The organism is Bacillus cereus group sp. N31, from assembly GCF_016483245.1.
Taxonomy (GTDB): Bacteria; Bacillota; Bacilli; order Bacillales; family Bacillaceae_G; genus Bacillus_A; species Bacillus_A toyonensis.
Genome location: NZ_JAEHCH010000001.1, coordinates 294469 through 316262, shown reverse-complemented (window position 1 = coordinate 316262; position 21794 = coordinate 294469). Strand labels below are relative to the sequence as shown.

Below are 21794 nucleotides of genomic sequence, written 5' to 3'. Positions count from 1 at the left end.
ACCTATCATTTTTTGACAGATATTTTATTTTTCTACAATCCGTCTCATTATACTACAAAGGATTACACAGTTTCGACAAAAAATCTTTCATTTTACATATAAAAAAAGATGGACTATATATCGTCCATCTTCTCAGTACTTATTATTCAGCTTCTTGCTCATCAGCTAGAGTGTTGAACATTTCTTGTACCATTTCCCACTCTTCTTCAGATTCGATTGGAAGTAAAGTTCCGCCCTCTTCTTCATTTTGCTCATAAGCCATTGCATCATAAATTTGGTCTCCATCTTCGTCTACTTCACCGATTGGAGAGAAGACTACATATGATTTTTTGCCAAATTTTTCAGCATCAAAAGTGAAAACAATCTCACATAAATGTTCGTTACCTTTTTCGTCTACAATTGTAATTTGATTTTCTTCCATTTTGGTCACCTCTTATTTACTATCTAAAAATCCTTGTAAGATTACGACTGCAGCCATCTTATCGATTACTTGCTTTCGCTTCTTACGGCTTACATCAGCTGAAATGAGTAGACGCTCCGCCGCCATCGTCGACAAACGCTCGTCCCACATTACAACGTCTAATTGTAACAGCTCTCGTAGGTTTTCTGCAAATTGCTGGCACGCTTCACCACGTGGGCCAATTGTACCATTCATATTTTTAGGTAAACCTACTACTATTTTGTCCACATTGTACTGCTTTACTAACTCAGAAATACGGTCAAAACCAAAGTGACCTCGTTCTTCGTTAATCTTAATTGTTTCCAATCCTTGTGCTGTCCAGCCCATTTCGTCGCTCATTGCAACTCCGACTGTTTTTGTACCTACATCTAAACCTAATATCCGCATAAACTACTCCTCACGATGATGTTTCAAGTAAGACTTCACAAGCTCTTCAATTATCTCATCACGTTCAAGTTTGCGAACGATGCTTCGTGCATCTTTATGGCGAGGTATGTATGCTGGATCTCCACTTAATAAATAACCGACGATTTGGTTAATCGGATTATAGCCTTTTTCTTGAAGTGCATCATACACAGTTAAAAGTACATCATTTACATGGACACTCTGTTTTTCATCTTGAATGCTAAACTTCATTGTTTTATCAAAACCGTCCATTTCAAGCACCTCACTTATATAGTAAGTATAGGGAGAAGAACTTCTCCTCTCCCTACCATTGTACACTACTATCTCTTTATTTTGAAACAGATTTAACGTACTCTTGTACAAATGCTAAAGCTTCTTCAACTTGTGCTGGGTTTTTACCGCCCGCTTGAGCCATATCAGGACGGCCACCACCGCCACCGCCACAACGAGAAGCTACTTCTTTCACAAGTTTACCAGCATGGTAACCTTGGCTAATTAAATCTTTCGTTACGCCAGCTAAAATGTTTACTTTATCGTCATTTACAGACACTAATACAACAACTGCAGACTCTAATTTATTTTTAAGGTCATCCATCATCGTACGTAAGTTGTTCATATCTGCAACATTTACTTTCGCTGCTAATACGTTTACGCCATCAACTGTCATTACTGAATCAGTTAAGTTTCCAGCTTCGATATTGCTTAATTTTGCAGCAAGAGATTCATTTTCTTTTTGAAGTTGTTTCACTTCAGCAAATAAGCCATCAACTCTCGTTAAAATATCTTTCGGATTTGTTTTCATTTTTCCTGCTGCTTCTTTTAATAAACCTACTTGATCGTTCATTAATTCGTATGCAGACTTACCAGTTACCGCCTCAATACGACGAGTTCCTGCACCGATACCAGACTCAGCAACGATTTTGAAAATACCGATAGAAGCTGTGTTATCAACGTGACAACCACCGCAAAGCTCTAAGCTGTAATCGCCTACTTGTACAACGCGTACAACATCACCGTATTTTTCACCGAATAATGCCATTGCACCCATTTCTTTCGCTTCTTCGATTGATTTTTGAGAAATCTCAACGTTAATACTTTCCCAAATTTTCTCGTTTACGATACGCTCAATTTTTTCTAATTCGTCAGCTTGTACTTGACCGAAGTGAGAGAAGTCAAAGCGTAAACGTTCAGAAGTTACAAGAGAACCTGCTTGGTTAACATGCGTTCCAAGTACATCTTTTAACGCTTGGTGTAGTAAGTGAGTTGCTGTATGGTTTTTCACAACGCTACTACGGTTTTTCGTATCGATAACAGCTTTTACAGCCGCACCTTTCGTTAATGTACCTTCTTCCACAACTACTTTGTGTAAGTTTTGACCATTTGGTGCTTTTTGTACATCTTTTACAACAACTTTCACGCCATCAGCAAGAAGGTAACCACGGTCTGCAATTTGTCCGCCGCTCTCAGCATAGAATGGTGTTACATCAAGCATTAACTGCCCTTCTTCACCTGCTTGTAAGCTATCTGTATACTCACCGTTTTTCACAAGTGCAACAATGTTACTTTCTGTTGCAACTGTACCGTAACCAACGAATTCGCTCCCTACTTTAACTTCACCAAGTACACCGCCTTGAACTTGCATAGAATCAACGTCTTGACGAGCAGCACGTGCACGCTCACGTTGTTTTTCCATTTCAGCTTCAAAACCTTTATGGTCAACTGTCATACCAGCTTCTTCTGCATATTCTTCTGTTAATTCAATTGGGAAACCGTACGTGTCGTATAAACGGAACGCATCTACGCCAGAAATAACAGTTGTTTTTTCTTCTTTCGCTTTTGCAATAACTTCAGCTAAAATTGCTTCACCATCATGAAGTGTTTCGTGGAAGCGTTCTTCTTCATTTTTCACAACTTTTGCGATGAAATCTTTCTTTTCCAGTACTTCTGGATAGAAGTCTTTCATTACTTCTCCAACAACCGGTACTAATTCAAACATGAATGGACGGTTGATGTTTAATTTCTTAGAATAACGAACAGCACGGCGTAATAAACGACGTAATACATAACCACGGCCTTCGTTAGATGGAAGAGCACCGTCACCAACAGCGAATGTTACTGTACGAATATGGTCAGCAATGACTTTAAACGCCATATCTTTTTCTAAGTCTCCATTACGATACTTCTCACCAGAAATTGATTCTGTTGCACCAATCATTGGCATGAATAGATCCGTATCAAAGTTCGTAGGTACATCTTGAACGATAGATGTCATACGCTCTAGACCCATCCCTGTATCAATGTTCTTCTTAGGAAGTGGTGTATATGAACCGTCTGGATTATGGTTAAATTGAGAGAATACAAGGTTCCATACTTCTAAGTAACGCTCGTTTTCTCCGCCCGGATATAATTCTGGGTCACTAAAGTCATTACCGTAAGCTTCCCCGCGATCATAGAAAATCTCTGTATTCGGTCCACTTGGTCCTTCACCGATATCCCAGAAGTTTTCTTCTAAGCGGATGATGCGCTCTTTTGGAACACCCATTTTCTCATTCCAAATTGTAAATGCTTCTTCATCTTCCGGATGGATTGTAACTGATAGTAATTCTTTATCGAATCCAATCCACTTGTCGCTCGTTAAAAATTCCCAAGCCCAAGTAATTGCTTCTTCTTTGAAGTAATCACCGATCGAGAAGTTCCCTAACATTTCAAAGAATGTATGGTGACGAGCTGTTTTCCCTACGTTTTCAATATCGTTTGTACGAATTGATTTTTGAGCATTTGTAATACGTGGATTTTGCGGGATTACGCGTCCATCAAAATATTTTTTTAATGTTGCTACACCACTGTTAATCCATAGAAGAGATGGATCTTCATGTGGAACTAGTGATGCACTAGGTTCTACTGCATGTCCTTTTTCTTGGAAAAAGTCTAAAAACATTTGACGAATTTGTGCGCCTGTTAGTTGTTTCATTGTATTTTCCTCCTTAAATATAAAAAACTCCCGCCCCTATAAAAGGGACGAGAGTTAACTCGCGATACCACCCTAATTATGAATTGATTATTATAACAATCAATTCATCACCTCATGGTGCCGTAACGTGGCAAGACGGCAGTGATTAGCTGCTCTCAGGATTAGCTTTCTGTTACCCTTCATTTAAAGCTCCTTTCAGCCAGTGGAAGCTTCTCTCTACAAATGGACTGTAACGTACTTGTTCCGTCATTGATTTAATGTATTATATGACTAAATATAATAGAATTCTCTTAAGTTTGTCAATGTAGATAATCATTTATATTGTATCAATTGTTTATTACTCATAGTTATTCTACTATTCATTCTTAACAGCCTTTCAATATATTATGCATTTATTACTAAATAGGAATCTCCTCACAAAAAATACTTTATACAAATTTCTAAATATTACATTATTTGTTATAATTAAATTATTAACAATAAAGGAGCGATTACAATGACAACTTTATTGAATCAAGCTAGAGAAATGCTAACAACTGATGAAAAAATCCTTTTTTATGCAGCATGCTCATTAAATATATTTATATATCATTCCGTCGCAAGGCCAGGACTGTTAATCTTAACGAACAAAAGGCTCTTCTTTTATGGTCCTGGCGTAAGCAAAAAACCAATATTTGAAGAGTACTCTTTCGCAAAAATTTCTAATCTAAAAGAACAGAAGCGCCTTTTCAGCAATCAAATTGTATTTATGTATGATACGGAATGGAAAAGAATAAAACATATTCAAACAACTGATGTGAGCTCTTTTGTTCAAAAAATAAAAAATCAGCTCCCTAAATAATCATATGATTAGCCCTCTATTTTTTAAATAGAGGGCTTCATTTTAAACATCTTCTCTTTTCCAAAGAGGCCTCACATGAACAATCACTGTACGAATAACTGCTAAAATCGGAACCGATATTAGCAATCCTACAATCCCGGCTATCTCTCCTCCAACTAGTAATGCAAGCATAATAATAACGGGGTGCATACGAAGCGACTTACCAACGATGTAAGGCGATAAAATGTTACTTTCCAAAAATTGCAAAATAGCAATTGTAATCCCCGCCTTAATGAGTAAACTCGTTGATACCGTTGCCGCAATCATCAACGTGGGAATCGCCCCTAAAATAGGACCAAAGTATGGGATTATATCCGTTACCCCAATAATAATGCCGAGCAGCAATGGATATTTCATACCGATAAACCAAAAGGAAAGAACAGATACTCCCCCTAATACTAAGCAAACAAATAACTGTCCTCGAATATAACTTCCGAGTGATTTATCAATTTCTTTCGCAAGCATTTGACCCGTACTACGCCACTTACTCGGAACTAGTTTCCAAAAGATATGATAAAACTCACCGTAATCTTTTAATATGTAAAATACAATGAACGGAATCAAGAAAATAATGAGCAATGAATCCAGTACACCACGGGCTGTGCTCATAACTTTATTTAAAAGCGTTTGTATCTTCATTTCTACACCAACGAAAATTTGCTTTACCTTTTCATGAATAAATGATGGGAAATTCGCTGTTTGTTCTGTAACGCCATCCATCCAAGAATCATACATTTTTGTAAACTGCGGAAATTGTTCATTAATTTCTTGTAACTGTTTAATAACAACTGGCGTTCCTTTATAAATCCCATAGCCAATCCCGCCAAAGAACAGGATGTAAATGAGCAAAATGGCGAGTGTGCGCGGCATCCCTTCCTTATGAATTTTTTCAATTAAAGGATGCAATAAATACGCAATAAAACAAGCGATAAGAAACGGTGTAATCGCCACTTTACATACAAAAATAATCGGCGCCCATAGTGGCTTGATCTTTAAGAAGACAAGCAAACAAAGAAATACAAGTAACAATAATCCTAAACGGTATATCCAAATGATTTTAAGATTCTTCACACGAAAAACCTCCTCCACCTTTATTTTGAAAATAAATAGGGTAGGTTATGTGCAAAACTTTTAAAATCTTTTCATACAGACCATACTGTTTTGTAAAGACGTACATATACATAACATAACAAGGACAACCATCCCTGAGAATGCAGCATGAAACAATATAATCAGGAGGACTCATAATGGTTTTATTTATGCTCGTATTATCAGCACTTTTTATGATTCTTGAATGGGTTTGTATCGGATTTGGTATTTGGAAAGGTTTCTTTATTCGTTCCTCACGAAAAGAGAGGGCGAAGCAATTATTTCATTACGGAATGCTTGGTGTTGGGTGTTACGGCCTATCTTATCTCTTCTCTGAAATTGGACTTTTATATTTGCATACGAGCGCATAAAAAAACTCCCTTATCATGAAGGGAGTTTTTTACGTTTATAAATAAGATTTAATCATCTTACGTGCTTTTTTCATATTGCGTTTTGAAAATACATCTTGCTTGCGAGCATATTGATATGCTGCAGCTCCAACACCTAATGCGATTAATGAATTGCGTAGATTCAAAGTAAATCCCCCTTTTCGTTATCCGATCGTTCTTTCGTTCTCATCAAATAAATCATCAAGAGAGCTTAATGAACCATCTTCCTCTACTTGATGCGTATGGATTTTCCCCTTTGAAACCGATAATTCGATATAACAATTCCAGCAATAAAATTGGTTGACACCTATTTTTCCGATGTCTTTCCCTTTGCAATTTGGACAAATAAACATATGGCTTTCATCTCCTTACAGTCTCCCAGATTCTATTCGCCATTATGTCCAAACCGTATTCATTTATACATTGCTGGAGCCTTTCAACGTTATACGTTTGAAAGTTTCACTATATAATTTCACCTCGTTACATGAAATCATACGGTGAAATGTTTTCCACGTCCATTTCCTCGCCATTAACCGTTACCATCTGCACCTCTCCTTGCGATTCTTGCAAACGACCAGCTAAAGTCGTTTGACGCATTGCATCGTCAAGGCGATTTACACCGGATTGAAAAGCCGCTTCCTCCCCACAAATAATAAGGAATTTCTTACTTCTTGTAATGCCCGTGTAAATTAAATTACGACGTAACATACGGTAGTAGCTCTTTACAATCGGCATAATAACTATTGGAAATTCACTACCTTGTGATTTATGAATCGAGCAGCAATATGCATGGGTAATTTGATTTAAATCCGGCTTTGTATACGTTACTTCGATTCCATCAAATGAAACGATAATCATGTCCTGTTGCTCAACATTTTCTTTTGCATAAAACACCGAAACAATTTCTCCAATATCACCATTGAATACTTGGCTTTCCGGCTGATTGACTAATTGAAGTACTTTATCACCTCTTCGATACACAACGTCACCGTAGGCAATTTCTTTACTTTTTTCTTTTTTCGGATTAAACACTTCTTGAAGAGCTTCATTTAACACATTAATACCTGCTGGTCCGCGGTACATAGGTGCCAACACTTGGACATCTCTTGCGCTAAACCCTTTCGTCTTCGCGTTTTCACATACTTTTTTTACAACTTCAACAATTTGAGCCCCTGCACAGCTGATAAATGAACGATCTTTTTTATTTTGCGCTAAATCCGGTGGAAGTGTTCCGTCTTTTATCGCATGGGCAAGCTGAATAACAGACGAACCTTCCGCCTGACGATAAATTTCTGTAAGTTTTACCGTTGGAATGGCTCCTGCATTTAATAAATCTTTTAACACTTGTCCAGGTCCTACAGATGGCAACTGATCTTCATCACCTACAACGATAACTTGAATATTTGTCGGAAGTGACTTGAATAGCTGATTTGCAAGCCAAATATCTACCATCGAAAACTCATCAATAATGAGTAACTTCCCTTGAACTGGATCGGTTTCATTACGCTGGAAAGACCCTTCTGGCGTCCAACCAAGCAGACGATGAATTGTACAAGCAGGGAGCCCGGTAGATTCACTCATTCGCTTCGCTGCTCTTCCTGTTGGAGCCGTTAATAATATTGGAAATGGATTATCATCACTGTATTCATTCGGATTTAATGATACCCCATGCAAGGACGCGTACATTTCAACAATTCCTTTAATAACTGTTGTTTTCCCCGTTCCTGGTCCACCTGTCAATAACATCATCGGCTTATGAAGTGCCGTTTGAATTGCTTCTTGCTGAAACGGTGCATACTGCACCTTCAGCTGTTCTTCAATTTCACCTAATGTTTTTAACATTTCTGCTTCAGGAAATGAAGGGGTTTCCTCTTGATTCATAAGCCTACGAATAGACTTTACAACACCTTTTTCAGAGTAAAATAACGATGCTAAGTACACTCGTTCTCCTTCAATGATGACTTTCCCTTCACTTTGCATCATTTCAACACAGCCTATAATGTCTTCCTCAGTCACTCTACCTTCTTGATTATTTAAAAGTGACATCGTTTCTCTTACAAGTTGATCTTTCCCCATATAAACGTGGCCGAGCTGCAGTGAAACATTCTCTAACGTATAAAAACATCCCGCACGTACACGGTCATCATGATTACCCGATATACCTAACGCACGTCCTATATCATCTGCTCGTCCAAAACCAATCCCGTCCACTTCTTCAATAAGTTGATATGGATTATTACGAATCACTTCTAATGTCATTTCTTTATATTGCTGATAAATTTTAATAGAAAGCTTCGTTCCAAAACCGTAACCATTTAAAAAGCTCATTACTTTCTCTAACCCTTGATGCTCCACAATTGTCTCATATATTTCCTGTGCTTTTTGTTTGTTAACAACACCATTTAACGCATCAGGATCATCCATAATTTTAGAAATGGCATGCTCACCAAGGTGATCTACGATTTTTTCAGCCGTACGCTTTCCAATCCCTTTAAATAAATCGCTCGCTAAATATTGCACCATACCTGCTTTTGTTTGCGGCAATTCTTTCTTAAACGTTTCAACTAAATATTGTTTCCCATACTTCGGGTGGTCTTTAAAGTGACCTGTTAATGTAAACACTTCATCTTCATGCATACGGGGAAAATGACCGTTTATCATTACTTTTTTTTCGTCGTATGTTTCATTCGTTTCAATGATTTTCATACTGACAACGGAATAGAGGTTTTCTTCGTTGTGGAAAATGGTATGAAGAACTTGCGCTTTTATAAATTTTTTCTCTTCCTCAAACAAATCCATGGCATGTTGATTTCCCATCTTTCCTCTCCTTCCCGAGTTCTTTTCACCTTAATGAGCAGTACATCCCCCACCTCTTTCACAATCTTTAGATGAGGGGTAACTGCGCATTAAACTATCATTTCACTTTATTCAGCTTCTTGCTCTAATAAACGAATACCATTACCAGCTAAAAAGTGGTCTGGCTGAATTTCAGTTGCTTTCTTAAATAAAGTAAGAGCTTTCTCGTTATTTTCTTCAAATACGTACGCAACACCTAAATTATAATACGCATCTGCATGCTCTTCATCCATTTCTAATACCTTTTCAAAATAAGGTTTTGCCTCTTGAATATGTTCTAGTCGCGCGAAGCAAAGTCCGCATTGGAAAACAGCTTCTACATCGTCTTCATCTAATTCCGTCGCTCTTTGTAAAAACGGTAATGCAAGACGATCATTTCCAAGTTGCACATGTGTAATACCTAACATAAATGTTACATCAGCTGACTGTAAGCCCGATTGCATTGCTTGTTCAAATACAGATTTTGCCTCTGCAAATTGCTCTTGACCGTAATATACGTTTCCTAAGCCATAATAAGCAGCCGCAGATTTATCATCTAACTCTAATGCACGCTTATAAAATAAAATTGCTCGTTCACTATCACCTAATACATCTAATAAATTCGCAAAGTTAATATATCCAAGCGCATCTTTCGGATTTTCTTCGATTGCTTCTGTAAAATTTTTAGCTGCTTCTTCCCAGTTTCCTTCTTGCATATATTGAATACCTGTTTCAAGTTTGTTTGACATGTCCTTCACCTCTACAACAAATTATAACAAAGAATGTATTTTCCAAGCGAACGAAAATTCGCTTTATGTAAAAGAAACCTCTAACCGCTAATCGGCAGAGGCTTCTCGTTTTATCCTAAATAATCTAATTTCTTACCACTATGATATACTTCATCAATTGTAGCGCCGCCTAAGCACTCATCTCCATCATAGAAAACAACTGCTTGGCCTGGCGTAATCGCACGAATTGGCTCATCACAAAGAATACGAACTGTATTTTCATCAACAATTTGAACCGTTACTTTATTATCTGCTTGACGATAGCGGAATTTCGCTGTGCATTTAAATTCTGTTTCTTTTGCTTTGTTACTTACCCATCCTACATTCGTAGCGATAACTTCATCACCATATAGAAGTTCATTATGGAATCCTTGATCAACATATAAAATGTTGTCTTTTAAGTTTTTCCCAACAGCGAACCATGGATCACCGTTACCACCAATACCAAGGCCATGACGTTGTCCAATTGTATAGTACATTAAACCGTCATGTTTTCCTTTCACTTCACCAGATAACGTTTGCATCACACCTGGTTGCGCTGGTAAATAGTTACTTAAGAAATCTTTAAAGTTACGCTCGCCAATGAAGCAAATACCAGTACTATCTTTCTTCGCCGCTGTCGCTAAACCAGCTTCTGTCGCCATTTCGCGAATTTGCGGTTTCTTTAATTCACCTAATGGGAACATTGTTTTTGATAATTGCTCTTGGCTTAATTGATTTAAGAAATACGTTTGGTCTTTATTGTCATCAACGCCGCGAAGCATTTTATATTCGCCGTCCATATAAGCAACACGTGCATAATGGCCTGTCGCTACATAATCAGCACCAAGCGCAATTGCATGCTCTAAAAATGCTTTAAATTTAATTTCTTTGTTACACATTACATCTGGGTTTGGTGTACGACCAGCTCGGTACTCATCTAAGAAGTACGTAAATACTTTGTCCCAGTATTGTTTTTCAAAGTTTACTGCATAATACGGAATACCGATTTGGTTACACACTTCAATTACATCATTGTAATCTTCTGTTGCTGTGCAGACACCATTCTCATCTGTATCATCCCAGTTTTTCATAAAAATTCCGATCACATCATAACCTTGCTCTTTTAATAAAAGAGCTGCTACAGATGAATCGACGCCACCGGACATCCCGATGACAACGCGTGTTTCGTGAGGTAGTTTGTTCATCATGTCACCTCCCATGCTAATTTTGTGTTAATCGCTTCACGATTTTCACTGTTTCGTACGCCGCTTTTTCAATTTGCTCTTTCGTATTTCCAAGACCGAAACTAAAGCGTACGGATGAACGTATTTGATCGGAGTCTTTTCCGAACATCGCCACTAATACATGTGATGGATCAATCGAACCAGCTGTACAAGCAGAACCACTTGATACTGCAATGCCAGCTAAGTCTAAGTTCACAAGAAATGGTTCAATGTTCATTCCTGTAAAACTGATATTCAACACATGTGGTAAGCGATATTCCAAGTTTCCGTTTACCTCGAAAGTAATGCCTTCATTTTTGAAGACAGATACCATTATATCTTTAAACTCTTCATATTGGGCATTTTTTTGCTCACGAGTTTTTTCAGCTAAAAGAATCGCATGTTGAAGTCCGACAATACTAGGTACATTTTCAGTACCAGCACGGCGTTTTCTTTCTTGCTCTCCGCCTATTAATAACGGTTCAAATTTCAAATTTGCACTAGCGTATAAGAACCCTACGCCTTTTGGCCCGTTAATTTTGTGCGCTGAAATTGATAATAAATCAATCCCAAACTCTTTCACATTTATTTCTACTAAACCGTAAGCTTGTACCGCATCTGTATGGAAATAAGCTTGATGCTCTTTTAGCAGTTTTCCTATTTCCGCAATCGATTGCATCGTCCCTACTTCATTATTCCCAAACATAATAGATACAAGAATTGTCTCTTCTGTTAATGCCTTTTGTATGTCAGAAAGTTGAACACGCCCCGTTTCATCGACAGGTAAATATGTCACTTCAAACCCTTCACGCTCAAGCAATTCACACGTATGCAAAATCGCATGATGTTCAATTTCCGTCGTTATAATGTGGTTACCTTTATGACGGTTTGCGCGTGCTACACCTATAAGCGCTAAATTATCAGCTTCTGTACCACCGCTCGTGAATATAATTTCATTCGGTTTCGCATGGATGCTTTTTGCACACACGCGTCTCGCCTCATCTACTGCATGGCGCGCTTGACGTCCATAAAAGTGAATACTAGACGGGTTTCCGAATGTTTCTGTCATATATGGAATCATCTTTTCGACCACTTCTGGGTGAGTCGGAGATGTCGCAGCATGATCTAAGTAAATGCGTTCCATTAAATCTCCTTCTTTCCAAATCGTTTCACAAGGAATTAAATGTAAAACATATAGCCCCCGTGATTTTCTTCCTCATAACGCACTAAATCTTCTAAAGTTGTACTATCTAATACTTCTTGCACCGCATCTCGAACACGCATCCATAATTGACGCTGTGCTGGTTCTTCTTCTTCTATCATTTCTACAACACTAATTGGACCCTCTAGTACACGGATTACATCCCCAGCTGTAATGTTAGCCGGTTGATCAGATAATACATATCCGCCATATGCACCACGCGTACTCTTTACAAGACGAGCGTTACGAAGTGGTGAAATTAATTGTTCTAAGTAATGTTCCGATAAGTCATGTGCCTGTGCGATTGATTTTAATGAAATCGGACCTTCACCAAACTTTTTTGCAAGATCGATCATAATTGTTAAGCCGTAGCGGCCTTTTGTTGAAATCTTCATCTATTTTGCACCTCTTTTCAAATTTTCACTTCTATTGGTTATATCTTATTTATCCCGCTATTTGCGGGCAGTAAAACTCCCACCTCAAAATTCGGCTGGAGCAAAGAAGTTAGGTAGGGGATGAACAAAACCCCCACTGATTAAAGTTTCACCTTATAAAAGAACACAATTTAAAATCCTATGAAATTATAGCATAATATAGTATTATAAGAAATTTCAACTTGTGTATCAAAATGATAACATAAAATCGCATTGAAAAACTCGGAAATTATTAAAATTGAAAGAAAAATGAAAATATTCATATTCATATTCATCTTTCCCATAAAACAGCATCCTATTTCAAATTCCACTAAAAAAAATGATACGATAGAATGAAATTATATAGTAAGGGAGACGGTAAAAATGAAACAACCACTCGCACATCGAATGCGCCCTACAAATATTCAAGAAATTATTGGACAACAGCATTTAGTTGGTGAAGGAAAGATTTTATGGCGAATGGTCCAAGCAAATCATTTTCAATCTATGATTTTATACGGTCCTCCAGGTACAGGAAAAACATCAATAGCTAGCGCAATTGCGGGAAGTACTGGAACACCGTTTCGCCTATTAAATGCTGTTACTCACAATAAAAAAGATATGGAAGTTGTCGTACAAGAAGCGAAGATGCATCGACACCTCGTTTTAATTTTAGATGAAGTTCACAGGTTAGATAAGGCGAAACAAGACTTTCTATTACCTCATTTAGAAAGTGGACTCCTTACTTTAATCGGTGCAACGACGAGTAATCCATTCCATGCGATAAACTCTGCTATCCGAAGCAGATGTCAAATCTTCGAGTTACACGCACTAACAGAAGATGATATTTTAATTGGTTTAAAACGAGCTCTTGAAGATAAAGAAAAAGGGCTTGGGGAATATGATGTAACTGTTACGGATGGAGCATTACATCACTTTGCAAATGCATCAGGCGGAGATATGCGTTCAGCTTATAATGCACTTGAATTAGCTGTTTTATCTAGCTTTACAACTGACGACAAAGGTGCGGAAATCACGCTAGAAATCGCAGAAGAATGCTTACAAAAAAAGAGTTTCGTTCATGACAAAGGTGGAGATGCTCATTATGACGTATTATCGGCATTTCAAAAATCAGTGCGCGGAAGTGATGTAAATGCAGCACTTCATTATTTAGCACGCCTTATTGAAGCAGGTGATTTACAAAGTATCGGTAGACGCCTTCTTATTATGGCATATGAAGATATCGGACTTGCTAGCCCGCAAGCTGGACCGCGCACACTTGCAGCGATCGAGTCAGCTGAACGAGTTGGATTCCCAGAGGCACGCATACCACTTGCAAATGCCGTTATCGAGCTATGCTTATCACCAAAATCAAATTCAGCTTATAAAGCACTTGATGCTGCATTGCACGATTTACGTAACAGTCAAACAGGTGACATTCCAGGTCATTTAAAAGACAGTCACTATAAAGGCGCTGAATCGTTAGGTCGAGGCATTGGATACTTATATCCACATGACCATCCAAATGGCTGGGTACACCAACAATACTTACCTGATAAAATAAAAAACAAGCAATATTATAAACCGAAAACAACAGGGAAATTTGAGCAAGCACTTTCTACTGTTTATGAAAGATTACAAAGTTCGAATAAAACGAAAAATAAAGGGTAACATAAACGAAAACGTCACCATTACGGAGGCTTCGCTTATGAAAACACGTCAAGATGCATGGACAAGAGAAGACGATCTCCTTTTAGCAGAAACTGTTTTACGACATATTCGTAGCGGCAGTACACAAATCAAAGCATTCGATGAAGTTGGCGATGCTTTGAACCGCACTTCAGCAGCTTGCGGTTTTAGATGGAATGCTGAAGTACGAGCGAATTACGAAGATGCGGTACAGATTGCAAAAAAACAACGTAAAGAATTAAAACGTTCTGAAGCTAAAATAGAAAAAGAGCAGTTTACACAAACTCGGCAGCTCGTAATCGATGCCGAGTTTTCAGAAAATATCACGCCAAGTCAACAGGAACTTACAATGCAAAATGTCATCTCATTTTTGCAAAACATGGAACATAATAACCCTTCAACCGCAAAGTTGCAAACTGAAAATGAGGTATTACAAGATCAGCTTACTTCCTTGCAAAAAACGAATCATGAACTTGAAGCAAAATTAGCGGTACTCACAAAAAAACAACAAGCAATCGAAGAAGATTATGCAATGCTTGTTAGAATTATGGATCGTGCTCGAAAACTTGTTTCAGTTGAAGAACAAGAAGAACAAATTGCTCCCATTTTCAAAACCGATCAAAACGGGAATTTAGATATTATTTATTCTGCAGAGAATTAAAAACAGGGATGTCACTTTTTTGATTAAGTGACATCCTTGTTTGTTTTCGGTGAACCGTATATAGATATATCGGTAAATGAAATTATATCAACGATTTTTCGAATATATCTATCGTAACTTGCAATATATCAACGATTTTTCAAATATATCTATCACAACTTGCAATATATCAACGATTCGACAAAAAATATCGATTTAACGACAAAAATTGACAATAACATTTCTCCCTGTCATACAAGGAAACTCCCAAAATATATTAGATAATTTTTACTGTAATGTCATTATAACCATATCCCTTTAAAGGGATATGATTGCTATTTCATTAATAATTTTCAAAATAACTCTTGGCCTTCTCGTCCTGACTTTAGCTCTTTTCACCATTAACAGTCTAAAAAATACATCCGCCTATAAATCAGATAAATATGATCATTACTTATTAACCTTACTTACATTTGAACTAGTAGTGATGCAAATATCAATAATTCTTTAAAACATAGAAAAAGCATATATCCGAAATGGATATATGCTTTCCTTTTATTCTTGCCCTACACGCTTCACTTCTACATTTTTAATACGCTCACGTACAACGTGACTTGCCATAATTAAGCCTGCCACAGATGGTACGAATGCATTTGAAGAAGGTGGTAATTTCGCCTTACGAATTTTTGCATTTTCGTCTGGTACGATTTCTTTACGTACTTCTTCACGAATTACGATTGGGTTTTCGTCAGAGAAGACAACTTTTACACCTTTTTTAATACCCTCTTTACGAAGCTTCGTACGAATTACTTTCGCAATCGGATCTGTATGTGTTTTAGAAATGTCCGCAATACGGAAACGAGTTGGGTCCATTTTATTTGCTGCACCCATACATGAGATAATTTTAATTTTACGACGTAAACATTGTTTAATTAAATGGATTTTGAACGTAATCGTATCAGATGCATCCACTACGAAATCTAAACCGTGTTTAAAGAACTCTTCATATGTTTCATCTGTATAAAACATTTCTAATCCAATTACTTCACATTCCGGATTAATGTCTGCAATACGCTCTTTCATTAATTCTACTTTTGAACGCCCTACAGTAGATACTAAAGCGTGAATTTGACGGTTTACGTTTGTAATATCTACAACGTCTTTATCAACTAATACGAGACGTCCTACACCAGAACGCGCTAACGCTTCAGCTGAAAATGATCCTACGCCGCCAATTCCTAAAATACCGACTGTACTATTTTTTAATATTTCAAGTCCTTCTTTACCGAAGGCTAATTCATTACGTGAAAATTGATGTAACATTCAGCTCTACACTCCTATTACAAAAATGGTCTACCATGTATTCTAGCGTTTTTCCGACTATTTGTATAGAAAAAGTTATAGAATTCCTAAAAATACATATTTCAAACAAAAACATAATATAAACTGGACTTTTATTTCTTCCTACATACACGTTTTAAAAGGAGGATTCAGAGGGCGGAGCAGATCGAGGCGCTGATGCTAGGAGGAGCGCAGTGTAGCTTTACTACTCGAGCATCGGACTGGCGAAGCAACGACGAAATGCAACTGCCATCTGAACCGGACCTTTTTAAACTTCCTCTCAATATACGTTTAAAAAGGAGGATTTAGATAACCGAGCAGGTCGAGGCGCTGATGCCAGGAGGAGCGCAGTGTAGCTTTACTACTCGAGCACCGGACTGGCGAAGCAACGACGAAATGCGACAGTTATCTAAACCGGACTTTTTAAACTTCCTCTCAAAAAAAGTCTAGACGGCTATAGTATAACCATCTAGACCCTATTCTTACTTCTCTTCTTTCAAGCTTAATTTTAAGTTCAGTTCTTCAAGCTGAGCTTCTGCAACTGGGCTTGGAGCTTCTGTTAATAAGCAGCTTGCGCTTGCTGTTTTCGGGAATGCAATTGTATCACGAAGGTTCGTACGACCTGCAAGTAACATAACAAGACGGTCTAAACCTAATGCGATTCCGCCGTGTGGTGGTGTACCGTATTCGAATGCTTCTAATAAGAATCCGAATTGTTCTTGCGCTTCTTCTTGTGAGAATCCAAGTGCTTTAAACATTTTTTCTTGTACGTCACGCTCGTAAATACGAAGTGATCCGCCACCAAGCTCATAACCGTTTAATACAAGGTCATATGCTTGTGCACGTGCTTTTTCTGGTGCTGTTTCTAATAGCTCAACGTCTTCACGGAATGGCATTGTGAATGGGTGGTGAGCTGCGAAGTAACGATCTGCATCTTCATCGTACTCAAGAAGTGGCCAATCAGTTACCCATAGGAAGTTAAATTTACTTTCATCTATTAACTCAAGCTCTTTACCTAAACGTAAACGAAGTGCACCTAAGCTATCTGCAACAACGCTTTTCTTATCTGCTACGAATAGTAATAAATCGCCAGCAGTAGCTTCTAATGTACTCATTAACGCTTTTGCATCTTCTTCGCCGAAGAATTTCGCAATCGGTCCTTTTAAGCCGTCTTCTTCCACTTTAAGCCAAGCTAGACCTTTTGCACCGTATACTTTTACGAATTCAGTTAATGCATCAATGTCTTTACGAGAGTATTTGCTTGCGGCACCTTTTGCATTAATTGCTTTTACTTGTCCGCCGCTTTCTACAGCACTTGTAAATACTTTAAATCCACAATCTGCTGCAAATTCAGATAGGTCTGTTAGTTCCATTTCAAAGCGTGTATCTGGCTTATCAGAACCGTAGCGAGCCATTGCATCAGCATATTTCATACGAGGGAATGGTGCACTAACTTCTACACCTTTTGCATCCTTCATGACTTTCGTCATCATACGCTCCATCATTTCTAAAATTTCATCTTGTGTTAAGAATGATGCCTCGATATCAATTTGCGTGAATTCTGGTTGACGATCCGCACGTAAATCTTCGTCACGGAAACAACGTGCTACTTGATAGTAACGCTCAAATCCGCCGACCATAAGAAGTTGTTTAAATAATTGTGGTGACTGTGGTAATGCATAGAATTCACCGTCGTGTACACGGCTTGGTACTAAATAGTCACGAGCTCCTTCTGGTGTGCTCTTCGTTAAAATTGGAGTTTCAACTTCTAAGAAGTCTTCTGTATCTAGGAAGTTACGAATTGTTTTCGTTACGTCGTGACGCATTTTGAATGTGTTAAACATTACAGGACGACGTAAATCTAAGTAACGATATTTTAAACGCACATCTTCTGATGCATCTGTATCATCAGCGATAATGATTGGTGTTGTTTTCGCTGCATTTAATACGTTTACTCTCGTTGCTTGTACTTCAATACGACCAGTTGCCATATTGTCATTAATTGCGCCTTCACCACGTTCAACAACTGTACCTTCTACGTGTAATACGTATTCACTACGAATCGTTTCTGCTACTTCTAGCGCTTCTTTTGATGTTTCTGGGTTAAATACGACTTGCACGATACCTGTACGGTCACGTAAATCGATGAAGATTAATCCACCTAAGTCACGACGTTTTTGTACCCAACCTTTTAATTGAACTGTTTGTCCAACAGCTTCTACTGTTACTTTTCCACATGCATGTGTTCTTTCAGCCACTGTAAGTTCCCCCTATATTAATTTCTCTGCTACGTATGAAGCAAATACATCTAATGCTACTTCTTCTTGTCCGCCTGTTGCCATATCTTTTAAGTTAATGATGCCTTTATCTAGCTCATCTTCCCCTAATACAGCTACAAATTTCGCATTTAAACGATCTGCTGATTTAAATTGTGCTTTCATTTTGCGATCTAAATAATCTTTTTCGACTGATAATCCAGCTTTACGAAGATCAAACGCAACTTTCGCAGCATGGTCTTTCGCTTTTTCACCAAGAGCTACAACGTAACAATCAATACTATGTTCAATTGGTAACTCAATGTTCTCAGCTTTTAGCGCCATAATTAGACGTTCAATACTCATCGCAAAACCGATACCTGGCATTTCTGGTCCACCGATTTCTTGTACAAGTCCATTATAACGGCCACCACCGCTTAATGTAGTGATAGCACCGAAACCTTCTGCCTCACTCATAATTTCAAAAACAGTGTGTTGATAGTAGTCTAAACCACGCACTAAGTTTGGATCTTTTTCAAATGGAACATCCATCATCGTTAATAGTTCTTGAACTTTATCGTAGTATACTGCTGAATCTTCGTTTAAGTATTCTGTAATAGATGGTGCTGTACCCATTAATTCATGGTTACGGTCCTTCTTACAGTCTAAAATACGAAGTGGATTCTTTTCTAAGCGAGATTGGCAATCAGAGCAGAACTCGCCGATGCGTGGCTCAAAATGAGCGATTAATGCATCGCGGTGCGCTTGACGGCTCGCTGCATCACCTAAGCTGTTTAATACAACTTTAATATTTTTTAAGCCCATGCCGCGGTAAAACTCTACAGCAAGTGCAATTACTTCTGCATCAATTGCAGGGTCGTTACTACCGATTGCTTCAATACCGAATTGTACGAATTGACGATAGCGACCTGCTTGTGGTCTTTCGTAACGGAACATTTGACCGATATAGTATAACTTTGTTGGTTGCGTTGCGTCACCGAACATTTTGTTTTCAACGTAAGAACGTACAACAGGTGCAGTACCTTCTGGACGTAATGTTAAACTGCGCTCACCACGATCTTGGAATGAATACATTTCTTTTTGTACGATATCTGTCGTATCACCAACACCACGTAAAAATAACTCAGTGTGTTCAAAAATTGGTGTGCGAATTTCTTTATAATTGTAACGACGGCAAATTTCGCGTGCTTGCCCTTCGATATACTGCCATAACTCAACAGTGCCTGGAAGAATATCTTGCGTTCCGCGTGGGATTTGAATAGACATATTCAGTTCCTCCTCAAATTGTTTTAATCTTAATAAAAATAAAAAAACTCCCGCCTCTACTGTTTGAACAGTAGGGACGAGAGTATTATACCCGTGGTGCCACCCTAATTGAAGCACGTATGCTTCCACTTTTTTAATAACGCTTAAATGTGCGTTCATCCCTACTAAGCATATATGCCGTTCAAGTTGAAACCTCTAGAGTGTCATTCAATCAGTCATCATGTAGAAATGTTTTCAGCCTAAGACATCTCTTCTCTTTCCATGTGTATCTCATTTACTCTTCTCTATCAACGGTTATATTCATATGTAAATATAAAATTACTATACGTTTGTTGAGTACGATTGTCAAGTGTTCTAAGAGCGTTCAATCTGCTTCTTAAGACGCTTTACATCTTGAAGAGAAATTCCAAACTCAGAAGCAAGCTCCATCGAAGTATTGTTTTGTTCTTTTGAAATAAAATCATGAAAATTCACGTTAAACAGTTGATTTGCACCGTTTGTAACAGAATGCCCTTTTTCATTCATACGCATACGTATATCCCTCACATTCAATATGGATGTTTTACTTTTTATTGTTCCATATTGATGAGGTAGTTATACGTATAAACGAATAACGTTATTCCATACCACTTTTATATAAATAATCCGCTCTTTGAATCATAAAGGTTGTTACAACCATTGCTGCTATTACAAATACTGCCCAAGTACTGTAACTTAGCACTGCGAAAGTAACTCCTAATGCATGTAAAAAAATAGCTAAGCTAAATCGCAATGAAAATTTCAAATCTTTAAAGATTGACCAATTCATATACTATCTCCCCTTTTCACACATACATCCGAATGTTTTTACCATTTTTTACATTATACTATATAATGGATAACCCAAGCTATTGATTCCAAATCAACATCAGCATTCGATTTATAACAATAATAGTTACCAATCCACTCGCCAGCATAGGATGCTTCAAATGATACAACGCTGCAACATCCGCTTCAAACATGATAATCTCTAACAATACATGCAATATACCTTGTACTTCTCATTCTGCATGCGGAGCTCCAAATAGCTCCCAAATGACTGCAACAACAATCGAAAAAATAATAGCAAGTGTAATTTTTATAGCCGTTATTGTTCCTACCCGAAATCCCCAGTATCCAACAATCCCAAGAACACATAACTCTAGCATACAACGTAAAGTTATATTGAATTCTTGAAGCATGCTACACCTTCTTTTCCTTTTATTCCCCTTCGAATTAATCCTATGATAAAGTGAAACTTTAATCAGTGGGGGTTTTGTTCATCCCCCACTGATTATCAGCCCTCACCAATCGGGCTTTTACGGGCAGCCCGACCCCCACCTAACTTCTTTGCTTCCGCTGAATTTTGAGGTGGGGTTCTTACTGCCCACAAATAGCGGGATAAATGAACAAAACATACAACAAAGTATAAAAAAGAGAGGATTATATAATCCTCTCTTCTTGGGCCATACTATTTACTTTCTACAATTAAGGTCACCGGACCATCATTGATTAAAGAAACGTCCATCATTGCACCGAACTTCCCTGTTTCTACATGCAATCCTTGTTTACGAACTTCTTCATTAAAGAAATCGTATAAATGCTCTGCATAGTCAGGTTTCGCAGCATCCATAAAGTTTGGACGTCTTCCCTTGCGGCAATCGCCATATAATGTGAATTGCGAAATTGATAGAACTTGTCCTTCTACATCGAGTACAGAATGGTTCATCTTTCCGCTCTCATCTTCAAAGATGCGTAAGTTCGCGATTTTTTCCGCAATGTATGTTGCATCTTTTTCAGTATCTTCATGCGTAATGCCAACTAGTAATGTTAAACCGAATGGAATTTGTCCTACAATCTCACCATCTACTGTGACAGACGCCTCTTTTGATCGTTGTAAAACAACTCTCATCTTTTCTACACTCCCT

General features: G+C 37.9%; 22 protein-coding genes, 1 pseudogene and 2 other annotated features. Of the genes and pseudogenes, 4 read left to right on the top strand and 19 right to left on the bottom strand.

Features of this window, described 5'->3' with window-relative positions; translation table 11 throughout:
- Positions 1–142 precede the first annotated feature (142 nt).
- The 4 genes from JDS81_RS01660 to alaS form a co-directional block, all read right to left on the bottom strand.
- Entirely contained in the window at positions 143–421 is a 279-nt protein-coding gene (locus tag JDS81_RS01660; protein WP_000392249.1) for a DUF1292 domain-containing protein, read from the bottom strand.
- Between the two features lie 12 nt (positions 422–433).
- Entirely contained in the window at positions 434–847 is a 414-nt protein-coding gene (gene ruvX / locus JDS81_RS01655) for a Holliday junction resolvase RuvX (protein ID WP_001221202.1), read from the bottom strand.
- Between the two features lie 3 nt (positions 848–850).
- On the bottom strand, positions 851–1117 hold the full coding sequence (locus JDS81_RS01650; protein WP_000348591.1) for an IreB family regulatory phosphoprotein: 267 nt from the start codon (positions 1115–1117) through the stop codon (positions 851–853).
- A 76-nt stretch (positions 1118–1193) separates the two neighbouring features.
- Positions 1194–3836 carry an alanine--tRNA ligase gene (gene alaS / locus JDS81_RS01645; protein ID WP_097952889.1) on the bottom strand — a complete coding sequence of 881 codons (2643 nt, stop codon included), beginning with the start codon at positions 3834–3836 and terminating at the stop codon, positions 1194–1196.
- A gap of 40 nt (positions 3837–3876) precedes the next feature.
- Positions 3877–4095: a binding site (T-box leader), on the bottom strand.
- A gap of 237 nt (positions 4096–4332) precedes the next feature.
- On the opposite strand from alaS, the gene JDS81_RS01640 reads away from it, so the two are divergent.
- A complete protein-coding gene (locus JDS81_RS01640) occupies positions 4333–4677 on the top strand; it encodes a PH domain-containing protein (protein WP_000209543.1) in 345 nt (114 codons plus the stop codon).
- Positions 4678–4719: 42 nt separating this feature from the next.
- Here the strand turns inward: JDS81_RS01640 and JDS81_RS01635 are convergent, their stop codons facing one another.
- Positions 4720–5787: an AI-2E family transporter gene (locus tag JDS81_RS01635; RefSeq protein ID WP_000793112.1), complete on the bottom strand. Its 1068-nt coding sequence runs from the start codon at positions 5785–5787 to the stop codon at positions 4720–4722.
- 176 nt (positions 5788–5963) lie between these two features.
- Here JDS81_RS01635 and JDS81_RS01630 point away from each other — a divergent pair, with 176 nt between their 5' ends.
- Entirely contained in the window at positions 5964–6176 is a 213-nt protein-coding gene (locus JDS81_RS01630; protein WP_000242555.1) for a hypothetical protein, read from the top strand.
- A 35-nt stretch (positions 6177–6211) separates the two neighbouring features.
- Here the strand turns inward: JDS81_RS01630 and JDS81_RS01625 are convergent, their stop codons facing one another.
- The 7 genes from JDS81_RS01625 to cymR all read right to left on the bottom strand — a co-directional run bounded on the left by JDS81_RS01625 (position 6212) and on the right by cymR (position 12618).
- On the bottom strand, positions 6212–6340 hold the full coding sequence (locus tag JDS81_RS01625) for a YrzQ family protein (RefSeq protein WP_001053553.1): 129 nt from the start codon (positions 6338–6340) through the stop codon (positions 6212–6214).
- Positions 6341–6358: 18 nt separating this feature from the next.
- Complete coding sequence (locus JDS81_RS01620) at positions 6359–6547, bottom strand: hypothetical protein (RefSeq protein WP_000469281.1); 189 nt, start codon at positions 6545–6547, stop codon at positions 6359–6361.
- Between the two features lie 127 nt (positions 6548–6674).
- Complete coding sequence (gene recD2 / locus JDS81_RS01615) at positions 6675–9011, bottom strand: SF1B family DNA helicase RecD2 (RefSeq protein WP_097952887.1); 2337 nt, start codon at positions 9009–9011, stop codon at positions 6675–6677.
- A gap of 107 nt (positions 9012–9118) precedes the next feature.
- Complete coding sequence (locus tag JDS81_RS01610; RefSeq protein ID WP_000066402.1) at positions 9119–9778, bottom strand: tetratricopeptide repeat protein; 660 nt, start codon at positions 9776–9778, stop codon at positions 9119–9121.
- 110 nt (positions 9779–9888) lie between these two features.
- Positions 9889–11004 (bottom strand): tRNA 2-thiouridine(34) synthase MnmA, encoded by a 1116-nt coding sequence (mnmA, locus tag JDS81_RS01605; RefSeq protein WP_001038014.1) that lies wholly within the window; start codon positions 11002–11004, stop codon positions 9889–9891.
- 16 nt (positions 11005–11020) lie between these two features.
- Positions 11021–12166 carry a cysteine desulfurase family protein gene (locus tag JDS81_RS01600; RefSeq protein WP_097952885.1) on the bottom strand — a complete coding sequence of 382 codons (1146 nt, stop codon included), beginning with the start codon at positions 12164–12166 and terminating at the stop codon, positions 11021–11023.
- A gap of 35 nt (positions 12167–12201) precedes the next feature.
- Entirely contained in the window at positions 12202–12618 is a 417-nt protein-coding gene (gene cymR / locus JDS81_RS01595; protein WP_000704116.1) for a cysteine metabolism transcriptional regulator CymR, read from the bottom strand.
- Between the two features lie 402 nt (positions 12619–13020).
- On the opposite strand from cymR, the gene JDS81_RS01590 reads away from it, so the two are divergent.
- Together JDS81_RS01590 and JDS81_RS01585 are read left to right on the top strand one after the other, a co-directional pair.
- Positions 13021–14307, top strand: a complete 1287-nt coding sequence (locus JDS81_RS01590; RefSeq protein ID WP_097952883.1) for a replication-associated recombination protein A — start codon at positions 13021–13023, stop codon at positions 14305–14307.
- Positions 14308–14344: 37 nt separating this feature from the next.
- Positions 14345–14986: an RsfA family transcriptional regulator gene (locus JDS81_RS01585; RefSeq protein ID WP_000857727.1), complete on the top strand. Its 642-nt coding sequence runs from the start codon at positions 14345–14347 to the stop codon at positions 14984–14986.
- A gap of 534 nt (positions 14987–15520) precedes the next feature.
- Here the strand turns inward: JDS81_RS01585 and JDS81_RS01580 are convergent.
- The 7 genes and pseudogenes from JDS81_RS01580 to JDS81_RS01550 form a co-directional block, all read right to left on the bottom strand.
- Complete coding sequence (locus JDS81_RS01580) at positions 15521–16288, bottom strand: tRNA threonylcarbamoyladenosine dehydratase (protein WP_000903182.1); 768 nt, start codon at positions 16286–16288, stop codon at positions 15521–15523.
- A gap of 500 nt (positions 16289–16788) precedes the next feature.
- Complete coding sequence (aspS, locus tag JDS81_RS01575) at positions 16789–18564, bottom strand: aspartate--tRNA ligase (protein WP_097952879.1); 1776 nt, start codon at positions 18562–18564, stop codon at positions 16789–16791.
- Positions 18565–18576: 12 nt separating this feature from the next.
- On the bottom strand, positions 18577–19848 hold the full coding sequence (hisS, locus tag JDS81_RS01570) for a histidine--tRNA ligase (RefSeq protein WP_033657340.1): 1272 nt from the start codon (positions 19846–19848) through the stop codon (positions 18577–18579).
- A 69-nt stretch (positions 19849–19917) separates the two neighbouring features.
- Positions 19918–20148: a binding site (T-box leader), on the bottom strand.
- 54 nt (positions 20149–20202) lie between these two features.
- Positions 20203–20379 carry a hypothetical protein gene (locus tag JDS81_RS01565; protein ID WP_001242605.1) on the bottom strand — a complete coding sequence of 59 codons (177 nt, stop codon included), beginning with the start codon at positions 20377–20379 and terminating at the stop codon, positions 20203–20205.
- 85 nt (positions 20380–20464) lie between these two features.
- Entirely contained in the window at positions 20465–20656 is a 192-nt protein-coding gene (locus JDS81_RS01560) for a hypothetical protein (RefSeq protein ID WP_001104578.1), read from the bottom strand.
- Positions 20657–20735: 79 nt separating this feature from the next.
- Positions 20736–21068 (bottom strand): annotated as a pseudogene (locus JDS81_RS01555) (YrdB family protein).
- Between the two features lie 269 nt (positions 21069–21337).
- Entirely contained in the window at positions 21338–21778 is a 441-nt protein-coding gene (locus tag JDS81_RS01550; RefSeq protein ID WP_001266954.1) for a D-tyrosyl-tRNA(Tyr) deacylase, read from the bottom strand.
- Positions 21779–21794 lie beyond the last annotated feature (16 nt).

Coding starts and splice junctions, on each gene's coding strand:
- JDS81_RS01660 (WP_000392249.1), bottom strand. CDS start 421: ATGGAAGAAAATCAAATTACAATTGTAGACGAAAAAGGTAACGAACAT.
- ruvX (WP_001221202.1), bottom strand. CDS start 847: ATGCGGATATTAGGTTTAGATGTAGGTACAAAAACAGTCGGAGTTGCA.
- JDS81_RS01650 (WP_000348591.1), bottom strand. CDS start 1,117: ATGGACGGTTTTGATAAAACAATGAAGTTTAGCATTCAAGATGAAAAA.
- alaS (WP_097952889.1), bottom strand. CDS start 3,836: ATGAAACAACTAACAGGCGCACAAATTCGTCAAATGTTTTTAGACTTT.
- JDS81_RS01640 (WP_000209543.1), top strand. CDS start 4,333: ATGACAACTTTATTGAATCAAGCTAGAGAAATGCTAACAACTGATGAA.
- JDS81_RS01630 (WP_000242555.1), top strand. CDS start 5,964: ATGGTTTTATTTATGCTCGTATTATCAGCACTTTTTATGATTCTTGAA.
- JDS81_RS01620 (WP_000469281.1), bottom strand. CDS start 6,547: ATGTTTATTTGTCCAAATTGCAAAGGGAAAGACATCGGAAAAATAGGT.
- recD2 (WP_097952887.1), bottom strand. CDS start 9,011: ATGGGAAATCAACATGCCATGGATTTGTTTGAGGAAGAGAAAAAATTT.
- JDS81_RS01610 (WP_000066402.1), bottom strand. CDS start 9,778: ATGTCAAACAAACTTGAAACAGGTATTCAATATATGCAAGAAGGAAAC.
- mnmA (WP_001038014.1), bottom strand. CDS start 11,004: ATGAACAAACTACCTCACGAAACACGCGTTGTCATCGGGATGTCCGGT.
- JDS81_RS01600 (WP_097952885.1), bottom strand. CDS start 12,166: ATGGAACGCATTTACTTAGATCATGCTGCGACATCTCCGACTCACCCA.
- cymR (WP_000704116.1), bottom strand. CDS start 12,618: ATGAAGATTTCAACAAAAGGCCGCTACGGCTTAACAATTATGATCGAT.
- JDS81_RS01590 (WP_097952883.1), top strand. CDS start 13,021: ATGAAACAACCACTCGCACATCGAATGCGCCCTACAAATATTCAAGAA.
- JDS81_RS01585 (WP_000857727.1), top strand. CDS start 14,345: ATGAAAACACGTCAAGATGCATGGACAAGAGAAGACGATCTCCTTTTA.
- JDS81_RS01580 (WP_000903182.1), bottom strand. CDS start 16,288: ATGTTACATCAATTTTCACGTAATGAATTAGCCTTCGGTAAAGAAGGA.
- hisS (WP_033657340.1), bottom strand. CDS start 19,848: ATGTCTATTCAAATCCCACGCGGAACGCAAGATATTCTTCCAGGCACT.
- JDS81_RS01565 (WP_001242605.1), bottom strand. CDS start 20,379: ATGCGTATGAATGAAAAAGGGCATTCTGTTACAAACGGTGCAAATCAA.
- JDS81_RS01560 (WP_001104578.1), bottom strand. CDS start 20,656: ATGAATTGGTCAATCTTTAAAGATTTGAAATTTTCATTGCGATTTAGC.
- JDS81_RS01550 (WP_001266954.1), bottom strand. CDS start 21,778: ATGAGAGTTGTTTTACAACGATCAAAAGAGGCGTCTGTCACAGTAGAT.